Genomic DNA, 18,554 nt, shown 5'->3' on the forward strand with positions numbered 1-18,554 from the left:
AAAGGAGTCTAATCAGGCTACCATCATATATTTAATTTTAGCGTCATCCGGAATCTGAACCGCTTCAATATTTACACTTGTTGCGTAACGTAAACTAGAGGGAAGTTGTTCTTTGCTGATGGTAAAATAAACATCACTATCTTTTAAAAGAATCACTACATTGTTCATTGAGGTAATTACTTTTCTAATGGTGTAATTGTCTTTAATGTCTTTAAAAGTGCTGCCCAAACCAACTCCTTTTTCTGTAGTAAAACGAGGGTCTTCAATACGAATATTCTCAATAGTTGGTATACTATCTGAATTTGGGGTAAGGGTCAGTAATGCTTTCCCTCCTTTTTCAAAAATTTTTACTTTTTTGCTATTGTTAGCACTGTTGGTGCTGGTGCTGTCCTTTACAATAGAATCATTTTCGTAAATAATCTTTAGGTCTCGCACTAAACTAATGCGGTCCAATTTACCTACACGATCTTTGATAATGGAAAAAGAGGTGTCTTTTTCTTCATTACAACTTGCGAGGCAAACGATTAGGCAAATACTAACTACTATACTTTTCATGTACTTTTGTAAATTATTTGTTTTAATCTGAAAACTACGTTTTTTAATTTATCGCATTACTTTTTTAAGAACTCCTAAAACACCACGAATAAAAGTGGCACTGGTCAATACTTTTATAATGGGGTTTTGTCTAGTACTGGTACTTCTCCTTCTAGATGTAGTTTTAGGTTTGTCCTTTTCTTTTGCAGCTGCGGTTTCAGCCTTTTCTATTTTCTCGTTTAGAATTTCATAGGCACTTTCGCGGTCTATAACCTCACCATACTTCTTAACTAAACTAGAATTTTTTATAACGGACTTCAGCTCGCTATCGGTCAAAACATCCATTCGGCTCATAGGTGCACGTAACAAAGTGGCAGCTAACGGCGTGGGGCGTCCTTTTTCATCTAAAGCAGAAATAAGAGCTTCACCAATACCTAAGGAAGTTAATACTTCTTTGGTATCATAGTATTCAGAAATAGGATAATTTTCAGCTGTAAGTTTTATTGCTTTTCGGTCTCTTGCGGTAAAAGCACGAAGCGCGTGTTGTACTTTAAGCCCTAATTGAGAAAGTACGGCGTTAGGCACATCGGCAGGGTTTTGAGTAACAAAATAAATACCAATACCTTTTGAACGTATCAACTTTACAATACTTTCAATTTGGTCTAACAACGCTTTTGAAGCTTCGTTAAAAATAAGGTGAGCTTCGTCTATAAATAGAATTAATTCAGGTCTATCACTATCGCCTTGCTCAGGAAAAGTACTGTATATCTCTGCCAATAGGCTTAACATAAAAGTAGAAAAGAGTTTTGGACGGTCTTGGATATCGGTCAATCTTAAAATATTGATATATCCTTTTCCATTTTCATCAATTCTGGTTAAATCCTCTACATCAAACGATTTTTCACCAAAAAATAAATCGGCTCCTTGTTGTTCAAGTTCTATTATTTTTCTCAGAATGGTTCCTGTAGAACTTGTAGAAATTCTACCGTAGTGTTTTGTGAATTCTGCTTTTCCGGTACCGGTAGCGTATTGTAGTACTTTTTTGAAATCTTTTAAATCTAAAAGCGGAAGTTTATTGTCATCGCAATATTTAAAGACAACGGAAACAATACCTTCTTGAGTTTCGGTAAGGTCTAGAATACGAGATAAAAGTACGGGGCCAAATTCGGATACCGTAGCTCTAAGCTTAACGCCGTCTTGTTCAGAAAGCGAAAGGATTTCTACCGGAAAAGCTTTAGCTTCAAAAGGAAGGCCAATCTTAGCATGGCGTTCATCTATTTTTGGATGGCCGGGACTAGGTTGTGCTAAACCACTTAAATCTCCTTTTAAATCCATCAATAATACAGGAATTCCTTTGTCGGATAAATTTTCAGCTAGTACCTGAAGTGTTTTAGTTTTTCCCGTTCCCGTTGCTCCGGCAATAAGTCCGTGACGGTTCAAGGTCTTTAAAGGAATCTTTACATGTGCGTTGGTAATGGCCTCTTCATCTAGCATTGCTGCTCCCATTACAATATAATCGCCTTTGGTAGCGTAACCGCTCTCAATATGTTTTAAGAATTCGTCTTTAATAGCCATTGGTTGTGTTTTGAGTAAAAATAAGGGAATTTTTGATGTTTTACATTCACTTTTAGAGAAGTTTAGCTTTGGTCAAAATGAAGCACCCTAAGTAGGGTGGACTAAAGCGGTTAAAATTACTAGTCTGATGGATTAAAGATGAGCACTTTAATTTAAGAATTAGAATTTGGGTTTTGGAATCTGCAAGACGTATCTTTGCGCGATGGTAAAAGATGAAGTTTTAAAGGAAGTGGATAAGGGGAACATGTTGCCCTTAATGGAAGAATTCTACACCATACAAGGCGAAGGTTTCCATAAAGGTACAGCAGCATATTTTATTAGAGTTGGAGGATGTGATGTTGGATGCCACTGGTGTGATGTTAAAGAAAGCTGGAATGCAGAAACTCATCCGCCAACGGCTATAGAACAGATTACCGAGAATGCAGCTAAATATTCCGATACCATTGTAATTACTGGGGGGAGCCGCTTACTTGGAACATGCAACCTTTAACCGATGCCTTAAAAGCTAAAAATCTTAAAATTCATATTGAAACTTCTGGAGCATATCCTCTAACGGGTACTTGGGATTGGATTTGCCTGTCTCCAAAGAAAAACAAATTACCTGTGGGCAGAATTTATGATGAGGCCCATGAGTTAAAGGTCATAGTATTTAATAAGCACGATTTAATTTTTGCAGAACAAGAGGCTGCAAAAACCAACAAAGACTGTGTTCTCTATTTGCAACCAGAATGGAGTGTCCGGGACAAAGTGGTTCCTATGATCGTGGATTATGTTATGAAGAATCCTAAATGGAAAGTCTCATTGCAGACGCACAAGTATTTGAATATACCATAGCGGACTTAAAGTTTAACGGCCTCCGTTAGATTTAAGATCCAAAAGACATTCGCTATCTAAACTTGGAGGTTCTGGTATTCCGTTTTTTGCAGTTTTGCTATCTAATAGTTTAAGAACACTTTTACCGCTTAAAGAACATGCAGAGGTAATGGTGTTATTATCTTTTGCGGTAAGCGAAGCGCTTTTGCCTGTAAACCCACCGTCAAATTGCAATTCTGCAAGCATAAGACAACCTTCAACATCACAATGACTGTTTCCAATTGTGTTGCCTGCTGAGTCTAAAACAGGTTTGCCATCTTCGTCTACTTGTATGTCTTCATGGTCATTTACAGGTGTAGTTCCTAAATTAACGAGCCCGAACAAATGCCCGAATTCGTGATTTAAGGTAGAGCTCTCTACATCAGCATCCGTAACAAAGAGTCTTTGGGCAGCCAATTTACGAACTGTGGCTTCATGAATAATCATAGAAGTGTTACGGAATACGGCGCCTAAAGTTACTAGACCTTCTTCTTCATCATCGCCATCTGCAGGAGCATCTGCAAAATAGATGTATACAGCCAAAGTTTCATCGTCATTATAAACCGTTCTGTTCTCTGATTCTAGGTCAGCAATTTCTTCAAGAGTAAGGCTTTCTTCATCAGGAGACTCAAGTTTCGTATACTTTAGTTCAATATCTTCTTTAAAAGTTCTTTCCTTTAGATAATTGACAAAACCCTCCATGGCTTCTTCGGTAGGCTTAAAACCATCTACATATGCAATTTCAATAAGAAGCTTGGTAAATTTGTCATTAGATAATATATCATTGGCAGAATCTCCAGTGCCTTGCAAGTTGGCAGTCTTGTCCAATGTTTTACTTTTGTTTGCTACTTGGTCGTCTTCATCTTTTGAACATCCTGTAAAAAGGCCAAAAAGCAAAACCAATAAAAGTGTGTGTATATTTTTCATAGGGAAGTTTATTGCTAAGAAGCAAGAATACAAAAATGGCGAAAAATGATGTTATTTAAGCCATAATTTAGCCAAATAGTCGTAATGTTCGCCGTTTCTTACAATTTCGCAGTTAAATCCGTTTGATTCTGCGGCCATTTCTAAGGTCTTGTAATCTAGGTATAACCAGAAAAAGGAATCACTTTTTTCTTTTTTGTACTCCATTTGGAATTCAATCTCGCCATAATATGAACCTGTATCCGGTACCCAAACCCCACCATCTTCATCTTCTTCAAACATGTAAATGATGTCACTGGAGTCCAATAGAATTTGTGCGCCAGGGTTCATCAACGTTTTTATATGATCAAAGAATTTGGACATGTTATTCAATTTTCCAACAATGCCAATGCCGTTCATCAATAGCAATAGAGTATCAAATTTTTGATTTTTATAACTATATATATCCGTGTAAATTACATCCTTAATACCTCTTAAACGGCAGGTATCCGTGGCTCCTTTTGAATAATCCAAAGCAGTCACCGTATGTCCTTTTTTCTGTAAATACAAACTATGGCTACCTGCGCCACAGCCAATGTCTAGAATAGAACCCTTGCAAAGTTTTAACGCTTCCTGTTCTAATTTGGGCATTTCTTTAAAACCTCTAAAGAGGTAGGGTACGGGAATTGTATCTTCTTCGTCCAGAGATGAAAACGTAATTATATCTTCCGTATAGTTCCCTTCTTGAAAATCTAATATGGCCTTTCCAAAAACGTCTTTCATATAGCAAGTGGTTTGTTTGGCAAAATTGGACATTTTAAGTATTTCTTGTTTAGTTTTGGGCAGATTTTTAGATGAATGGAGCAAATTTTAAAAGAACTTCCTAAAAAAGCACAGGAAAAGCACAATGAGAATCGCAAGTTTTTTGCTAAACTTAAAAAGCGACCGCCTAAAAATTTGGATTATGTAATGCAAGAATTACATGAAGAAGAATTTCAGCGTACAGATTGCTTAGAATGTGCTAATTGTTGTAAAACTACGGGGCCATTGTTTACAAAGGCCGATGTTGAACGTATTTCCAAACATTTCCGGCTTAAGCCTCAAAAGTTCATAGAGCAGTATTTACGAATAGATGATGAAAATGATTATGTACTTCAAGAAGTGCCGTGCACTTTTTTAGGAGCTGATAATTATTGTTCTATCTATGACGTGCGACCAAAAGCATGCCGAGAATTTCCACATACAGACCGTAAAAAATTTCAACAAATTTCTAATTTGACTTTAAAGAACGTAGCCATTTGTCCTGCTGCTTTTAATATTGTTGAGAAAATGAAGAAAGCAATTGGGAATTAAATTATTTAACTTTTGGACTAATGGAGCCTAGAATAGTAGATTTATCTGAAAAAAAGTTGGTAGGACATTCTTTAAAAATGTCATTGGCCAATAACCTTACATTCAATTTATGGAGTGGGTTTATGCCCCTTAAGAGGCACATTACAAATGCAGTGGGGTCAGAATTGTATTCTGTTCAAGTATATGAGAAGTTTCCTGATGCTGAAAGTTTCAACCCGAATACGGAGTTTGAGAAGTGGGCAACCGTTGAGGTGAGTGAGTATACTGAGTATGCTGCCGAGTTCAAAACACTGGATTTAAAAGGAGGAATGTATGCTGTTTTCATTCACAAGGGGCTGCCCAGTGATTTCAAGAAAACTATGGATTATATCTTTTTGGAATGGATGCCAGCTTCGGATTATCAATTAGATCATAGGCCACAATTTGAAGTTTTAGGAGAGAAGTACAAAAACAATCATCCTGATTCTGAAGAAGAAGTTTGGATTCCCATACAATTAAAATAATTAGCAAAAATCTGCTTATTATTTCAGAATTGGTTAATTTTTCTATCTTTAGAATATGGAATTCGTAATTAACTATTTTGAAACAATACCTTCTTTGCACCGTTCACTTATTCTTGTGGGAGGTATTACTTTCTTTTGGATTTTAGAGGGCATCGTACCGCTTTTTGGTTTTACCTATAAGAAATGGAAGCATGCTTTACCCAACCTATTTTTTACCTTTACCACTATAATTGTAAACTTTGCATTGGCCTTTCTTTTGTTGAAAACTGCCGATTTTACGGTGGTAGAAAAGTTCGGTATTATTAATTGGCTACCTGAAATGCCGCTATGGCTTTACGTAATTGTAGGGTTGCTTCTTTTGGATTTAATAGGTGCATATCTAGCACATTTGGTAGAGCACAAAGTAAAACTTCTATGGAGGGTTCATTTAGTACATCATACTGATCATAATGTAGATACCACTACGGCAAACCGTCACCATCCTTTGGAAAGTATGATTCGTTTTGTCTTTACTTTGTTCGGAGTTTTGATAGTGGGAACACCAATAGGCATTGTTATGTTGTACCAGTCGCTTTCGTTGATAGCCACACAGTTTAACCATGCCAATATAAAGATGCCTAGAAAGTTAGATGAGGTTCTTAGTTGGGTGATTATTTCGCCAGACATGCATAAAGTGCATCATCATTATAAGCTTCCTTATACAGATAGTAATTACGGAAACATATTTTCTATATGGGACCGTCTGTTTGGAACTTTCATGAAGTTTGATAGGGACAATATTGTTTACGGCGTAGATACTTTTCCTGATGAGGTAGAAAATGCAAGTATAAAAGGATTGCTAAAACAACCTTTTCATAAATCTAGAAAACCAACAACGTCAGAAACAACCGAAGTTATATAGCCGCATTTTGTTTATGGATATAACAAGTATTTGTTTCTGATTTTCTTGAATTTGGTCAAATCTACTTGCCAGCTTTCTTTGATGGTCTCTTCAAGTTCTCCTTTTTCTATATGTCCTTGTAGTTTCTCCGTACCCGCATGTTTGGTAAATCCACTTTTGTTGAAGACTTTGGTTTTGTCTTCTGAATTTACATACGCATCTATAAGCCATTGAAGTGATACCTCGCTCATCCTTGGGATTTCGGATAAATCCTTTCCAAAGCAAAGTTTTCCATTTTCTTTTGGCGTTTTCGAACCAAAATTAGGCATAGGTGTATATCTAAAACTGTATTGTGTACTGTCTAGAAAAGAAGCCCCATAACATTGAAACTGTAATTCTGTTCCTCGTCCTGCATTTACGTTCGTACCTTCAAAAAGACCCAAACTAGGGTAAAGGTTAATGGCAATATCGTTCGGTAAATTTGGAGAAGGACGAACAGGTAAACTATACTCGGTTTCGTGTGTCCAATTCTCCAAGTGTATTATAGTAAGGTCCGCTTTCTTCTCACCTTCAATCCATTTTTCTTCATTAATCATTTGAGCATATTCGCCAATAGTCATCCCATAAACCAAAGGTATTTCCGTCATACCTAGAAAACCGGTAAGTGCTTTTTCCATTGTTGGGCCATCTATATAGTGCGCATTAGGATTTGGGCGATCTAATACAATTAAAGGAATGTCGTGTGCTGCACAAGCTTCCATAACCAATTGCAAGGTGGCAATATAGGTGTAGAAACGAACACCCACATCTTGAATGTCAAAAAGGACAACATCAATATCTTTTAATTGTTCCGCAGAAGGTTTTCTGTTTTTTCCATATAAAGAAATAAGGGGAAGCCCCGTTTTGCTATCAACACCATCTTTTACTTTTTCTCCGGCGTCTACAACACCTCTAAATCCATGTTCAGGAGCAAATACTTTCTTAATAGTAACCTGTAAGGAGAGTAAAGAGTCTACCAAATGAATATATGGAGTAGGTGCATCTATGCTATCCTTAGAGGGTTTGAAAATAATGGTAGTCTGATTACCAACAATACCTACTCGTTTGCCTTTTAGCAAAGGTAAATAGGCGTTAGTTCTGTTGGCGGCAACAATAATAGGCTTCTCAACAATAGTATCTGTGAGGACCACAGTGGGTTCATAAGTAGATTTCTCTGTTTTAGTCGGGTTTCCGCATGCCACAACAAGCAAAAACCAAATGAAAAATGTACTTTTGAGACAGTTTAAAAATGCCATATATTGAATTTTGAATATTTTTTGGCCAAGCGGCTTATTAAGGGCGAAGCGCATAAAATTAGCATTTCCGCTCCAATAATAAAAATAGCAATTGCAGCTATTGCATTGGGGGTCGTTATGATGCTGATAACTATCTCTACAGGAATAGGTCTTAAATATAAGATTCGGGAGAAAGTAGCAGCCTTTAATGGTCACATTCAGATATCTAGTTACGACAATAATGCGTCTGATGTTTCGGTGATGCCGGTTTCGTTAAATCAAGATTTTTATCCAGAATTTAAAGATGTTGATGGTATTGACCATGTGCAGGCCGTTGCCAGTAAAGCTGGGATTATTAGAACTGAGACTACTTTTGAAGGTGTCATAGCAAAAGGTGTTGGTAGTGACTACAACTGGTCTGTTTTTGAGGAGTATCTGGTAGATGGCAAGCTTCCCAATTATTCTGGCGATTTAAATGAAGAGGTATTGATGTCAGAGCTTATGGCCAATCGACTTGATTTAAAAACAGGTGATACCTTTTATTCATTTTTTCTTAAAGATGGTGATGTTTCAAAATTACCCAACCAGCGAAAATTTAAGATTACCGGACTTTACGATAGTGGTTTTGAAGAGTTTGATGGGCTTTATCTATTTACAGATATACGCCACATTCAACACATGAATAAATGGGAAGATGACCAAGTCGGTAATTTTGAGGTCTTCCTAAATAATTTTGATGACATAGACGAAAAAAGTAAAGAAATCTATGGTAAAACCCTATCTACTTTAGATACGCAGACCATAGTAAATAAGTATTATAAGATTTTTGAATGGATCAGCCTTTTCGATTTTAATATCATTCTAATTATAGGCATTGTTATCATTGTAAGTGGGTTTAATATGATTACCGCTTTGTTGGTTCTTATTCTAGAACGAACGCAAATGATAGGCATACTTAAAGCTTTAGGATCTGCCAATTGGAGCATTCGTAAAGTCTTTTTGTACAACGCTAGCTACCTTATTGGTGTGGGCCTTTTCTGGGGTAATATTATTGGACTCGGGGCCATCTACCTTCAAGATAAATTTCAAATACTAAAATTTCCAAATCCAAAAGAATACTACATAGATTATGTGCCGGTTCATATAGATTTTGTTACCGTACTGATCTTAAATATTGGTGTATTGGTTCTCTGCATCGTTATGCTTTTGGTGCCCTCTTACATCATTACAAAAATTACTCCCGTCAAGGCAATCAAGTTCGAGTAGAAGGGAAGAAGAACGTCACTTTTTTTATGTGTTACGTTCTTTGTATTTTACCCTTCATATAAAATAAGCAACAGTTCATTTATGAAATACGCAGAAAATATACTGGGAACTATTGGCAACACGCCATTAGTAAAAGTTAACAAGCTTACTGCTGATTTACCTTGTTTGGTTTTGGCTAAGTATGAAACCTTTAATCCTGGTAACTCGGTAAAAGACCGCATGGCTTTACAAATGATAGAAGATGCCGAAGCTTCTGGTGTATTAAAGCCCGGCGGTACTATCGTAGAGGGTACTTCTGGTAATACAGGTATGGGTTTGGCATTAGCAGCGACCATAAAGGGCTATAAGTTAATTTGCGTCATTAGCGATAAGCAATCAAAAGAAAAAGTAGATATTTTAAGAGCAATGGGCAGTGAGGTACATGTTTGCCCTACGGATGTTGAGCCTAGCGATCCAAGAAGTTATTATTCTACAGCTAAACGTTTGGCTACGGAAATCCCTAACGCTTGGTATGTAAACCAATACGATAACCCTAGTAATGCAAAAGCACATTACGAAAGTACGGGACCCGAAATCTGGGAACAGACAGATGGTAAAATCAAACATTTTGTTGTTGGTGTAGGAACAGGAGGAACTATTTCCGGAGTCGGGAAATTTTTGAAAGAGAAGAATCCGGATATTAAAATTTGGGGTGTGGACACCTATGGTTCTGTTTTTAAGAAATATCATGAGACCGGTATTTTTGATGAAAAGGAAATTTATCCGTATATCACAGAAGGTATAGGGGAAGATATTCTACCGAAGAATGTAGATTTTGATGTTATTGATGGCTTTACCAAAGTGACCGATAAAGATGCGGCAATTTACACGCAGCGTTTGGCAAAAGAAGAGGCTATGTTTTTGGGTAATTCTGCCGGTGCCGCTATAAAAGGAGTACTACAGCTGAAAGAACATTTTACAAAAGACGACATAGTAGTAGTCCTTTTTCATGATCATGGAAGCCGCTATGTTGGCAAGATGTTTAATGATGATTGGATGCGAGAAAAAGGGTTTTTAGATTAGCTTTGTAAGACCACATAAGAAAAACGACTTCTTGTAAATAGCTATAAAATATTGCCATGATAGAACTTAAATTTGAGAACCAAAAAGTACATATAGATGCTGGCGAATTGGTGAGTTATACCGTAGATGGTTACGAGTATATTCATCAAAAGGGTAGTCCGGGTTGGCGTAGTTCAGATACAGAGATGTTTCCGATTATTGGCCCTACGGCAGAAGCTAAGTTTCAAGTACAGACCCCAAGAGATATTGCTATTCAAGATCAGCACGGTCTTCTTCGTGAAATGGCGTATGAGGTTGTCTCTACAACAAATGCTGAAGCAGTATTGGAAAAAAAATATACAACGGGTACACGAATAAAAAATTCAAAATTCCCTAATAAGTCTAATAAGGAATGGTTGTTCTGGACATACGATTTCAACTTTAAGAAAACATTCCGTTTGTCGCAAGATGGACTTGAGGTAAACTTTACAATCTCTGGTGAGCGAGATATGCCTTTTATGTTAGGCTATCATCCTGCATTCAAACTATATGCAGAAAGTCCAGTTGTGGTGGCAGGCGAAAAGGAAATTACACTGGCAGAAATCATGGCTGTAGGTAATCGTGCCTTTCAAGTTCCGGGCTGTACGGAGGTTGTGCTTAAGGACCAGAAAGAACTACGTATTCGTACGGAAGGCTTTGGTAATTTTATGTTATGGACAGAGGTACCCAATATGGTTTGCATAGAACCTATTACTTTTTATCCGTATGCAGTAGCACAAACCAAGCTTCATGAAGGTTTTGATTATTTAAAGGATGAAGATGCGCAGTATAGAGTCTTCATTAGTGCGGTAAATTAAAAAATAAACATGGAAGAAGGTCTTTTGCAGAATTATGGATATCTCTTTGAAGATTCACTCTTAGCAGAAATGCAAGAAGTAGGTATGATTAAAAAGTTTTCGCAGGGTACTGTTATTATGGACATAGGAGAGACCATATCTCATATGCCTCTATTGCTTAGCGGTGCCATAAAGATTTTACGAGAAGATGAAAGTGGAGATGAACTTATTCTCTATTTCTTAGAAAGGGGAGATACCTGCGCCATGACATTTTCATGTTGCGTAGGTACGCATAAAAGTGAGATTCGTGCGGTTGCGGAAAGTGATACGGAGCTTATCATGATTCCCGTAGAAAAGATGGAAGCATGGATGGCAAAGTATACCACATGGCGTCAGTTTATTTTAGATAGTTACCACACCCGGATGACGGAGTTACTTGAAACGGTAGATACAATAGCTTTTCTCCGTATGGATGAGAGGTTGCTGAAACATCTGCAAGATAAGGCTATGGTTAACCATGATGAATACGTTCAGACCACGCATCAAGATATTGCTTACGATTTAAACACTTCACGAGTGGTGATTTCAAGGTTACTTAAAAAATTGGAGAAAGAAGGGAAAATAGAGATGCAGCGCAATAGAATTAAAGTTATCGATTTATGATAGTTATCCACTTTTTAAAAGAAACGTTTCTACAGAAAATTTAAAATTAAGTTAAATATTTGGAATGATTGTTCCAATTTATATACATTTGCCTCGTGAATAAGAAAGATAGCATCTTACAGTCTGCTTTAGAACTTTTTAGTTGAAAAGGGAGTACACAATACACCTATGTCTGCTATTGCCAAAAATGCAGGAACTGGTATGGGAACGATATATAATTACTTCCCCACTAAAGATGTCTTGATAAATGAGTTGTACGTTAACATTAAAAAACAAGAAGACACTGTGTTTCCTGACTTTGATACAACACGTCCAATTAAAACTCAATTTGAAGCGTATTTAAGAGATATTATTCTGTTTTTTATTGATAATTCCCGGTATTTCATGTTTATGGAGCAAGTTAGAGCTTCACCAATTATTACGGAAGAAAGCAAGAAAGTGGGGATTGCAACGGTACTGCCGGTTTACGATTTAATCAATAAAGGCAAGGAGGAGCGTATCATAAAAGACATAGAGACAGATGAGCTCATTCAGTTTATGGGTGGGGCAGTGGTTTCATATTTAAGATGGTACCATACGCAAGAGCATACAAACTCAAATTCAAGTTCTATTCAAAATCAAGTGAATATGACTTGGGATGCTATTAAAGAGTAAAAAAATTTAAGGATAAAATGGAGTGAACGTTCATTCCAAAATAGTAATATTGTAAATCAGTAGAAATGAAAAGAAACGTTTTAATTACAGGAACATCATCGGGAGTAGGGTTAGAGGCTTCATTACTTTTTGCATCAAAAGGATACAAGGTTTATGCAAGCATGAGAAACCTAGCAAAAGCAACCGCACTTAAAGAGAAAATAAAAGAAGGCGACTTAGATATTGAAATAGTAGAACTAGATGTTACCAAAATAGATTCTATTAAAAAGGCCGTAGAAACTATTGTTGAAAAGGACGGTAAAATAGACGTTTTGGTAAACAATGCTGGAGCAGGTTTTGCTAAAACTACGGAGCAATCTAGCGAAGAGGAAATTAGATGGGTTACGGATGTAAATTATCATGGTGTTGTTTTCTGTACGCAAGCGGTTTTGCCATATATGCGTAAGCAAAGGTCAGGTCAGATTATTTCTGTTACTTCTGTTGGAGGTTTGGTTGGACAACCTTTTAATGAACTGTACTGTGGTGCTAAATTTGCCGTAGAAGGATATATGGAAGGTTTGGCAAGTTATGTAACCGATGCTTTCAATATTAATTTTAGTTGTGTTGAGTAGGAGGAATTTCTACGGAATTCATGACTTCTGCAGTTGGAAAAACAGTAGTTGAAGGACAAATGGCATCAGGTGAGTATCTGCCAATTTTTCAACAGTACATGGATAAAAGTGTAAGTAGATCAAGTGAAAGTGCTGAAATTGTTTTCCAAACAGGAACGGAAGTAGCTGAGGTTGTTCTTGAGGTTGCAGAAAATGAGCATCCGCCTATGCGTACTCGTACCTCTGAATGGGCAGAGGAATTATGTGAGCTAAAAACAAAAGCGGATCCTGACGGTACTAAATTGATGAACCACGTAAAGGCTAAGTTTTTATAAAAAAGGTTATTCACAGCTAGGCGGATTTTCAATAACCTAGCTGATAAATGTCATAAGATATTTGTTTTTTATTGCTTAGGTTTACTATTCTGTTGCATTGTTACTTTATGTCTAGAATAGAAAAATCTCTTCTACCAATACTACTACTGATGTTTCTCATTGGATGTGGTAGTAATGAAAAAAGCAGGTAAAGACCCAAAATAAAACTAGGGTCGTAACTACGTATACAGCATTGCCAAGGACAGTAAAGTCTCCAGCAGATAACCCGACTACTCCTGAAAAGGAAGCTTTGGGCAAACTACTTTTTTACGACCCTATTCTTTCCGGAAACAAAGATGTGGCTTGCGCCACTTGCCATCATCCAAATAACGGGTACGCAGAATTTTTAGATATCAGTATTGGGCCTAATGCCACTGGTCTAGGCACGCGAAGAAAATTCAATGCGTCCAATGATATTCCTTTTGTAAAAAGAAACGCGCAAACTATTATCAATTCAGCGTATAATGGCATGGATGCTTTTGGGAATTATGAACCTTCTGAAGCAACTATGTTCTGGGATGATCGCGTAAAAAGTCTCGAAAAACAAGCACTGGAACCTATAAAGGCTTTTGAGGAAATGCGTGGTCACGGTTTTGCTGAGGATAGCATTTTGCAAATTGTGGTAGATCGGGTAAAAGACATACCGGAATATCAAAAGTTGTTTGCTTCGGCATTTGATGAGCCAGATGCCGTTTCGGTAATTAATTTAGCAAAGGCCATTGCTGCTTTTGAACGTTCATTGGTAACCAACAACTCTCGATTTGACCAATATATGAGAGGAGACCAAGAGGCTATCTTAATATCGGAGAAAGAGGGTTTTGAGCTTTTCAAATCGGTAGGATGTGTCAACTGTCATAACGGCCCTATGTTTTCGGATTATAAGATGCACGTTCTGGGCACACCTATCAATGACAAATTAGAGCAACCAGATGCTGGTTTTAAAGATACTTTCGCCTTTCGTACGCCCACACTTAGGAATTTACGTTTTACACCACCTTATATGCACAACGGTAGTTTGTCCAGCCTTAAAAAAGTGTTGGAATTCTATGAAGACATTGCTAATGGAAAAGAGCGTAACGAACATGTATCCGTTCAGAAGTATGATCCTTTTGTTAGGGAACTAGATCTGTCGGTTAAGGAAATGTCCCAGATTATTTCGTTTTTGAATACCCTTAATGATACTGATTTTGATAAAACCATACCAGAACGCGTACCAAGCGGTCTGGCCGTGGGTGGCAATATTCAATAATTATAACAGTTTTAGTCTTAGTTTCTTTGTGTTGATGTAACACAGGTAACACAGGGATTTTAGATTAAGTGGTACATTTGTCTTATGCGAAGAATTCTCCCTTTTTTGGAGTGGATTACGGACTATAATAAGAGCTGGTTTTCCAAAGATTTAATAGCGGGTCTAACCGTGGGTATCATATTGATCCCACAGGGTATGGCGTATGCTATGATTGCCGGTTTACCTCCTGTTTACGGACTCTACGCTTCGTTAGTGCCCATGATTGTGTATGCATTTTTTGGTACATCTAGACAGCTTGCCGTAGGCCCAGTAGCAATGGATTCTCTTTTGCTGGCAGCGGGTCTGGGTACTTTAGCTATTACTTCTACGGACGATTATATTGCCATGGCCTTGCTTTTGGCCTTTAGTGTTGGAGCCGTACAATTAACGTTGGGTGTTCTACGGATGGGTTTTTTGGTGAATTTTTTATCTAAACCCGTCATAAGTGGTTTTACATCCGCGGCAGCGTTAATTATAATGTTCAGTCAATTAAAGCACCTTTTAGGGGTTGACATCACCCGTAGTAATCGGTTTGATGTTTTAATAATTAATGCTTTTGAAAGGATACCGGATACCAACTTATATGATTTTGCTATAGGCTTGGTAGGTATAATTATCATTGTAGCTTTAAAGAAATTTGATAAGAGAATACCTGGAATTCTCTTTGTAGTTATTCTAGGAGTTTTGGTAGTTTACTTTTTAAATCTAGCTGCTTTTGGAGTCAATATTGTGGGAGAGATTCCTACGGGGTTGCCCTCTTTTCAGTTACCGCAATTCAAGATAGATACCATTATAGAATTGGCGCCAATAGCTGTAACACTTGCACTTATTGGGTATTTAGAAGCTATATCCATCGGTAAATCTATGGAGGAACAAACAGGTGAAGATACTATAGATGCCAACAAGGAACTTATTGCTTTGGGAAGCTCCAATATGCTAGGCTCCTTATTTCAATCTTATGTAGTAACAGGTAGCTTTTCGCGCTCGGCAATTAATGGTAAGGCAGGAGCAAAAACACCTATGGCCTTAATTTTTAGTGCTATTGCCGTAGCTATAACACTGTTGTTTTTAACGCCTTTATTCTATTATTTACCCAATGCGGTCTTGGCAAGTATTATTATGGTATCCGTATTTGGGCTTATTGATGTTGCGTATCCAAAAAGTCTTTGGGAATACCGGAAAGATGAGCTTTTTGTGCTGATTACCACATTTTTGATAACACTTTTTGCAGGGATATCAGAAGGTATTTTAGCGGGCGTATTGTTGTCCTTGTTGTTAATGGTGTACAAGAGTTCAAAGCCTCATTTTGCAGTTTTAGGAAAGATAGAAGGCTCGGATTATTATAAGAATGTAGATAGGTTTGGAGAGAACGTTTTGGTTCGTGATGATTTGCTTATCGTAAGGTTTGATTCTCAGTTATATTTTGGAAATAAGAACTTTTTCAAGAAACAGCTTTTGAAAAATGTAGCGGCCAAAGGAGGTAAACTCAAAGGAGTTATTCTAAATGCAGAGGCCATAAGTTATATAGATTCCAGCGCAGCGCAAATGCTTATACGCGTTATTGATGAACTGCATCAAAAAGGACTTCAGTTTTATATTTCGGGAGCTACAGGTCCAACGCGGGATACCATTTTTAGTAGTGGTATTATAGAGGTGCTGCATAAACAATACCTATTTGTACAGACCAAAGAAGCGGTAGATTATTTTGATAATATGACACCTTTATCCGTATTGAGTTCACAAGTAGCTCACCAGAGCCGTCGGGACCGTAACTAATGTTACTTTCTAATTTAGTGAATAGAGGTATTTTTGTAAAGAGCAGTGAAGTAAGGCTTTAGATACAGTAGTAGGTAAAGCGTATAATTTTTCCTCACGGGAAATAAAAAGACAAAAGATTATGAAGATAGAACAGATATATACCGGATCTTAAGCACAGGGCGCATATTATATAGAAAGTAAAGGTGAAGTGGCCATTATTGACCCACTACGTGAAGTACACCCTTATATAGAAAGAGCCGAAAAGGACAAGGCTAAAATCAAGTATATTTTTGAGACTCACTTTCATGCAGATTTTGTGAGCGGCCATGTTACACTTTCAAAAGAAACCGGAGCACCTATTGTCTACGGGCCCAATGCAGACCCTACGTTTGAAGCCATCATAGCTAAAGACGGACAAGAGTTCAAAATTGGGGATATTACCATAAAAGCGTTGCATACACTTATGGGCATACCATGGAAAGTACTACGTATTTGTTGAAAGACGAAAATGGTAAAGACCATGCAATTTTCTCTGGGGATACGTTGTTTTTAGGCGATGTAGGGAGACCGGATTTGGCTCAAAAAGCTGCAACTATGACCCAAGAAGATTTGGCGGGTATTTTGTTCGATAGTTTAAGAAACAAAATCATGCCGTTGTCAGATGATATCATTGTTTACCCAGCGCATGGTGCAGGTTCCGCTTGTGGTAAAAATATGATGAAAGAAACGGTAGATACATTGGGCAACCAAAAGAAAATGAACTACGCGTTACGCGCAGATATGACCAAAAAAGAGTTTGTTGAAGAAGTTACCGATGGTTTGCTTCCTCCACCAAAATACTTCCCTTTGAACGTTAAGATGAACAAAGAAGGGTATGAAGATATTGCCGATGTTTTAGATCGCGGTACCACAGAATTAAATCCGGGTGCTTTTGAATTAATAGCAAACGAATCAGGAGCAGTGGTATTAGATGTAAGACCTCAGAAAGATTTTATAACAGGTCATATTCCAAGATCTATTTTTATTGGTCTTAATGGCGATTTTGCTCCGTGGGTAGGTGCGCTTATTGCAGATACAAAGCAACCACTTTTATTGGTGACACCAGAAGGCATGGAAGAAGAGGCGGTAACCCGTTTGTCCCGTGTTGGTTTTGATGCCACTATTGGGGTTCTAAAAGGCGGATTTGAAGCTTGGAAGAAAGCCGGTAAGGATTATGATACGATTACTTCGATTTCTGCGGAAGAAGCAAAATCGAAAATTGAAAATAAAGAAGCTGAGGTTTTTGATGTGCGTAAAGAGAGCGAATTTCTTTCTGAGCATGTTCTTGGCGCTGTTAATACGCCATTAGATGGTCTGAATGATTATCTGAGCGAATTTCCAAAAGATAAAACCTTCTTGGTTCATTGTGCCGGAGGATATCGTTCAGTGATAGCAGAATCTATTTTAAAGAGTAGAGGTATACATAACTTTATAGATATAGGAGGTGGTTTTGGAGCCCTTAAAACGGCCGAAGTTCCTTCAACGGACTATGTTTGTCCTACTACTTTATAAGTGGGTATAGAAGCTTAAAAACCCCATTACTTTACTAAAGTAATGGGGTTTTTTATTTTAGAGTAATTTAGTTTTTAGGCCATATCGTTTCAAAATATTCACAAACCACAAGCATATCCTCAGAAGGCTCTTGCTCGCTTTCTTTCATGGTGCTTGCAAAGAAATCCCAATGGGCTTTTTTCCATTTTTTGAGAGGTTCATCCGTTGTTCCCATATCTAAAGTTGCGTATGCTTCTGATATTTCATTAAAGGGAATAGTATCTACTTTTTTAATTTGAATGATAGCTCGTGCGGTTCCATCAAAATCTGTGATAATGTGTATTGAGCCTACGGATGGTAAATCTGCATTAGCTTCTGCATACCAAGAATATAAACCGGAACCAGCTTGCTTTTTTCCTTTTAAGACCAATTCCGCTAAACGGTTGGCATCTTCCTCATTATCATGAAAAAACCAAGATTCTGGTTGTTCCTCTTCCTCGAATTCTGCATTGGATTGGGTAAAGCTCTCCCACATTGCCTGAACGGATGGGTCTATAGCAACCTCTTGCTCCGTTTTTGTTTCGCCTTTACAGCTGGTCAGAATTAGAACTGTGATTAGGATGAGGTGTTTCATGGTTTTATTTGATTCTGTTGAATTTTGTATTGGTTGTTTTTGTTGG

General features: G+C 37.5%; 18 protein-coding genes and 2 pseudogenes. 14 read left to right on the plus strand and 6 right to left on the minus strand.

Features of this window, described 5'->3' with window-relative positions; genetic code table 11:
* Positions 1-12: 12 nt before the first annotated feature.
* Positions 13-555, minus strand: coding sequence for a hypothetical protein (locus tag Q5W13_RS12795; protein WP_304443244.1), 543 nt, complete (start codon positions 553-555; stop codon positions 13-15).
* A gap of 48 nt (positions 556-603) precedes the next feature.
* The gene (locus Q5W13_RS12800; RefSeq protein ID WP_155594627.1) at positions 604-2,109 is read right to left on the minus strand and encodes a helicase HerA-like domain-containing protein; all 1,506 of its coding nucleotides are present in this window, start codon (positions 2,107-2,109) and stop codon (positions 604-606) included.
* A 202-nt stretch (positions 2,110-2,311) separates the two neighbouring features.
* On the opposite strand from Q5W13_RS12800, the pseudogene Q5W13_RS12805 reads away from it, so the two are divergent.
* Positions 2,312-2,943 (plus strand): annotated as a pseudogene (locus Q5W13_RS12805) (7-carboxy-7-deazaguanine synthase QueE).
* A gap of 12 nt (positions 2,944-2,955) precedes the next feature.
* Here Q5W13_RS12805 and Q5W13_RS12810 read toward each other — a convergent pair.
* Entirely contained in the window at positions 2,956-3,888 is a 933-nt protein-coding gene (locus tag Q5W13_RS12810; protein WP_304443245.1) for a hypothetical protein, read from the minus strand.
* 51 nt (positions 3,889-3,939) lie between these two features.
* A complete protein-coding gene (locus tag Q5W13_RS12815) occupies positions 3,940-4,647 on the minus strand; it encodes a class I SAM-dependent methyltransferase (protein WP_304443246.1) in 708 nt (235 codons plus the stop codon).
* Between the two features lie 75 nt (positions 4,648-4,722).
* Between Q5W13_RS12815 and Q5W13_RS12820 the strand changes: the two genes are divergently transcribed.
* The 3 genes from Q5W13_RS12820 to Q5W13_RS12830 are packed head-to-tail and all read left to right on the plus strand — an operon-like array spanning position 4,723 to position 6,621.
* Positions 4,723-5,217 (plus strand): YkgJ family cysteine cluster protein, encoded by a 495-nt coding sequence (locus Q5W13_RS12820; RefSeq protein WP_155594623.1) that lies wholly within the window; start codon positions 4,723-4,725, stop codon positions 5,215-5,217.
* 20 nt (positions 5,218-5,237) lie between these two features.
* Positions 5,238-5,720 (plus strand): GyrI-like domain-containing protein, encoded by a 483-nt coding sequence (locus tag Q5W13_RS12825; protein ID WP_304443247.1) that lies wholly within the window; start codon positions 5,238-5,240, stop codon positions 5,718-5,720.
* A gap of 55 nt (positions 5,721-5,775) precedes the next feature.
* On the plus strand, positions 5,776-6,621 hold the full coding sequence (locus Q5W13_RS12830; RefSeq protein ID WP_304443248.1) for a sterol desaturase family protein: 846 nt from the start codon (positions 5,776-5,778) through the stop codon (positions 6,619-6,621).
* Between the two features lie 11 nt (positions 6,622-6,632).
* Here the strand turns inward: Q5W13_RS12830 and Q5W13_RS12835 are convergent, their stop codons facing one another.
* The gene (locus tag Q5W13_RS12835) at positions 6,633-7,895 is read right to left on the minus strand and encodes an exo-beta-N-acetylmuramidase NamZ family protein (RefSeq protein ID WP_304443249.1); all 1,263 of its coding nucleotides are present in this window, start codon (positions 7,893-7,895) and stop codon (positions 6,633-6,635) included.
* A 3-nt stretch (positions 7,896-7,898) separates the two neighbouring features.
* Here Q5W13_RS12835 and Q5W13_RS12840 point away from each other — a divergent pair, with 3 nt between their 5' ends.
* From Q5W13_RS12840 to Q5W13_RS12885, 10 genes and pseudogenes are all read left to right on the plus strand, one after another.
* Positions 7,899-9,140 (plus strand): ABC transporter permease, encoded by a 1,242-nt coding sequence (locus Q5W13_RS12840; protein ID WP_304443250.1) that lies wholly within the window; start codon positions 7,899-7,901, stop codon positions 9,138-9,140.
* Between the two features lie 81 nt (positions 9,141-9,221).
* Positions 9,222-10,202: a PLP-dependent cysteine synthase family protein gene (locus Q5W13_RS12845; protein WP_304443251.1), complete on the plus strand. Its 981-nt coding sequence runs from the start codon at positions 9,222-9,224 to the stop codon at positions 10,200-10,202.
* Positions 10,203-10,258: 56 nt separating this feature from the next.
* Positions 10,259-11,038, plus strand: coding sequence for an aldose 1-epimerase (locus Q5W13_RS12850; protein ID WP_304443252.1), 780 nt, complete (start codon positions 10,259-10,261; stop codon positions 11,036-11,038).
* Positions 11,039-11,047: 9 nt separating this feature from the next.
* Entirely contained in the window at positions 11,048-11,680 is a 633-nt protein-coding gene (locus Q5W13_RS12855) for a Crp/Fnr family transcriptional regulator (RefSeq protein ID WP_304443253.1), read from the plus strand.
* A gap of 168 nt (positions 11,681-11,848) precedes the next feature.
* Positions 11,849-12,334 (plus strand): TetR/AcrR family transcriptional regulator, encoded by a 486-nt coding sequence (locus Q5W13_RS12860; RefSeq protein ID WP_304443254.1) that lies wholly within the window; start codon positions 11,849-11,851, stop codon positions 12,332-12,334.
* 65 nt (positions 12,335-12,399) lie between these two features.
* Complete coding sequence (locus Q5W13_RS12865; protein ID WP_304443255.1) at positions 12,400-12,945, plus strand: SDR family NAD(P)-dependent oxidoreductase; 546 nt, start codon at positions 12,400-12,402, stop codon at positions 12,943-12,945.
* 20 nt (positions 12,946-12,965) lie between these two features.
* The gene (locus Q5W13_RS12870) at positions 12,966-13,259 is read left to right on the plus strand and encodes a Rossmann-fold NAD(P)-binding domain-containing protein (protein ID WP_304443256.1); all 294 of its coding nucleotides are present in this window, start codon (positions 12,966-12,968) and stop codon (positions 13,257-13,259) included.
* Positions 13,260-13,491: 232 nt separating this feature from the next.
* Complete coding sequence (locus Q5W13_RS12875) at positions 13,492-14,547, plus strand: cytochrome-c peroxidase (protein ID WP_304443257.1); 1,056 nt, start codon at positions 13,492-13,494, stop codon at positions 14,545-14,547.
* A gap of 84 nt (positions 14,548-14,631) precedes the next feature.
* A complete protein-coding gene (locus Q5W13_RS12880) occupies positions 14,632-16,362 on the plus strand; it encodes a SulP family inorganic anion transporter (RefSeq protein WP_304443258.1) in 1,731 nt (576 codons plus the stop codon).
* 172 nt (positions 16,363-16,534) lie between these two features.
* Positions 16,535-17,895: pseudogene (locus tag Q5W13_RS12885) on the plus strand (MBL fold metallo-hydrolase).
* Between the two features lie 67 nt (positions 17,896-17,962).
* Here Q5W13_RS12885 and Q5W13_RS12890 read toward each other — a convergent pair.
* Positions 17,963-18,508: an ASCH domain-containing protein gene (locus tag Q5W13_RS12890; RefSeq protein WP_304443259.1), complete on the minus strand. Its 546-nt coding sequence runs from the start codon at positions 18,506-18,508 to the stop codon at positions 17,963-17,965.
* Positions 18,509-18,554 lie beyond the last annotated feature (46 nt).

This window comes from Zobellia laminariae (assembly GCF_030553095.1).
GTDB lineage: Bacteria > Bacteroidota > Bacteroidia > Flavobacteriales > Flavobacteriaceae > Zobellia > Zobellia laminariae.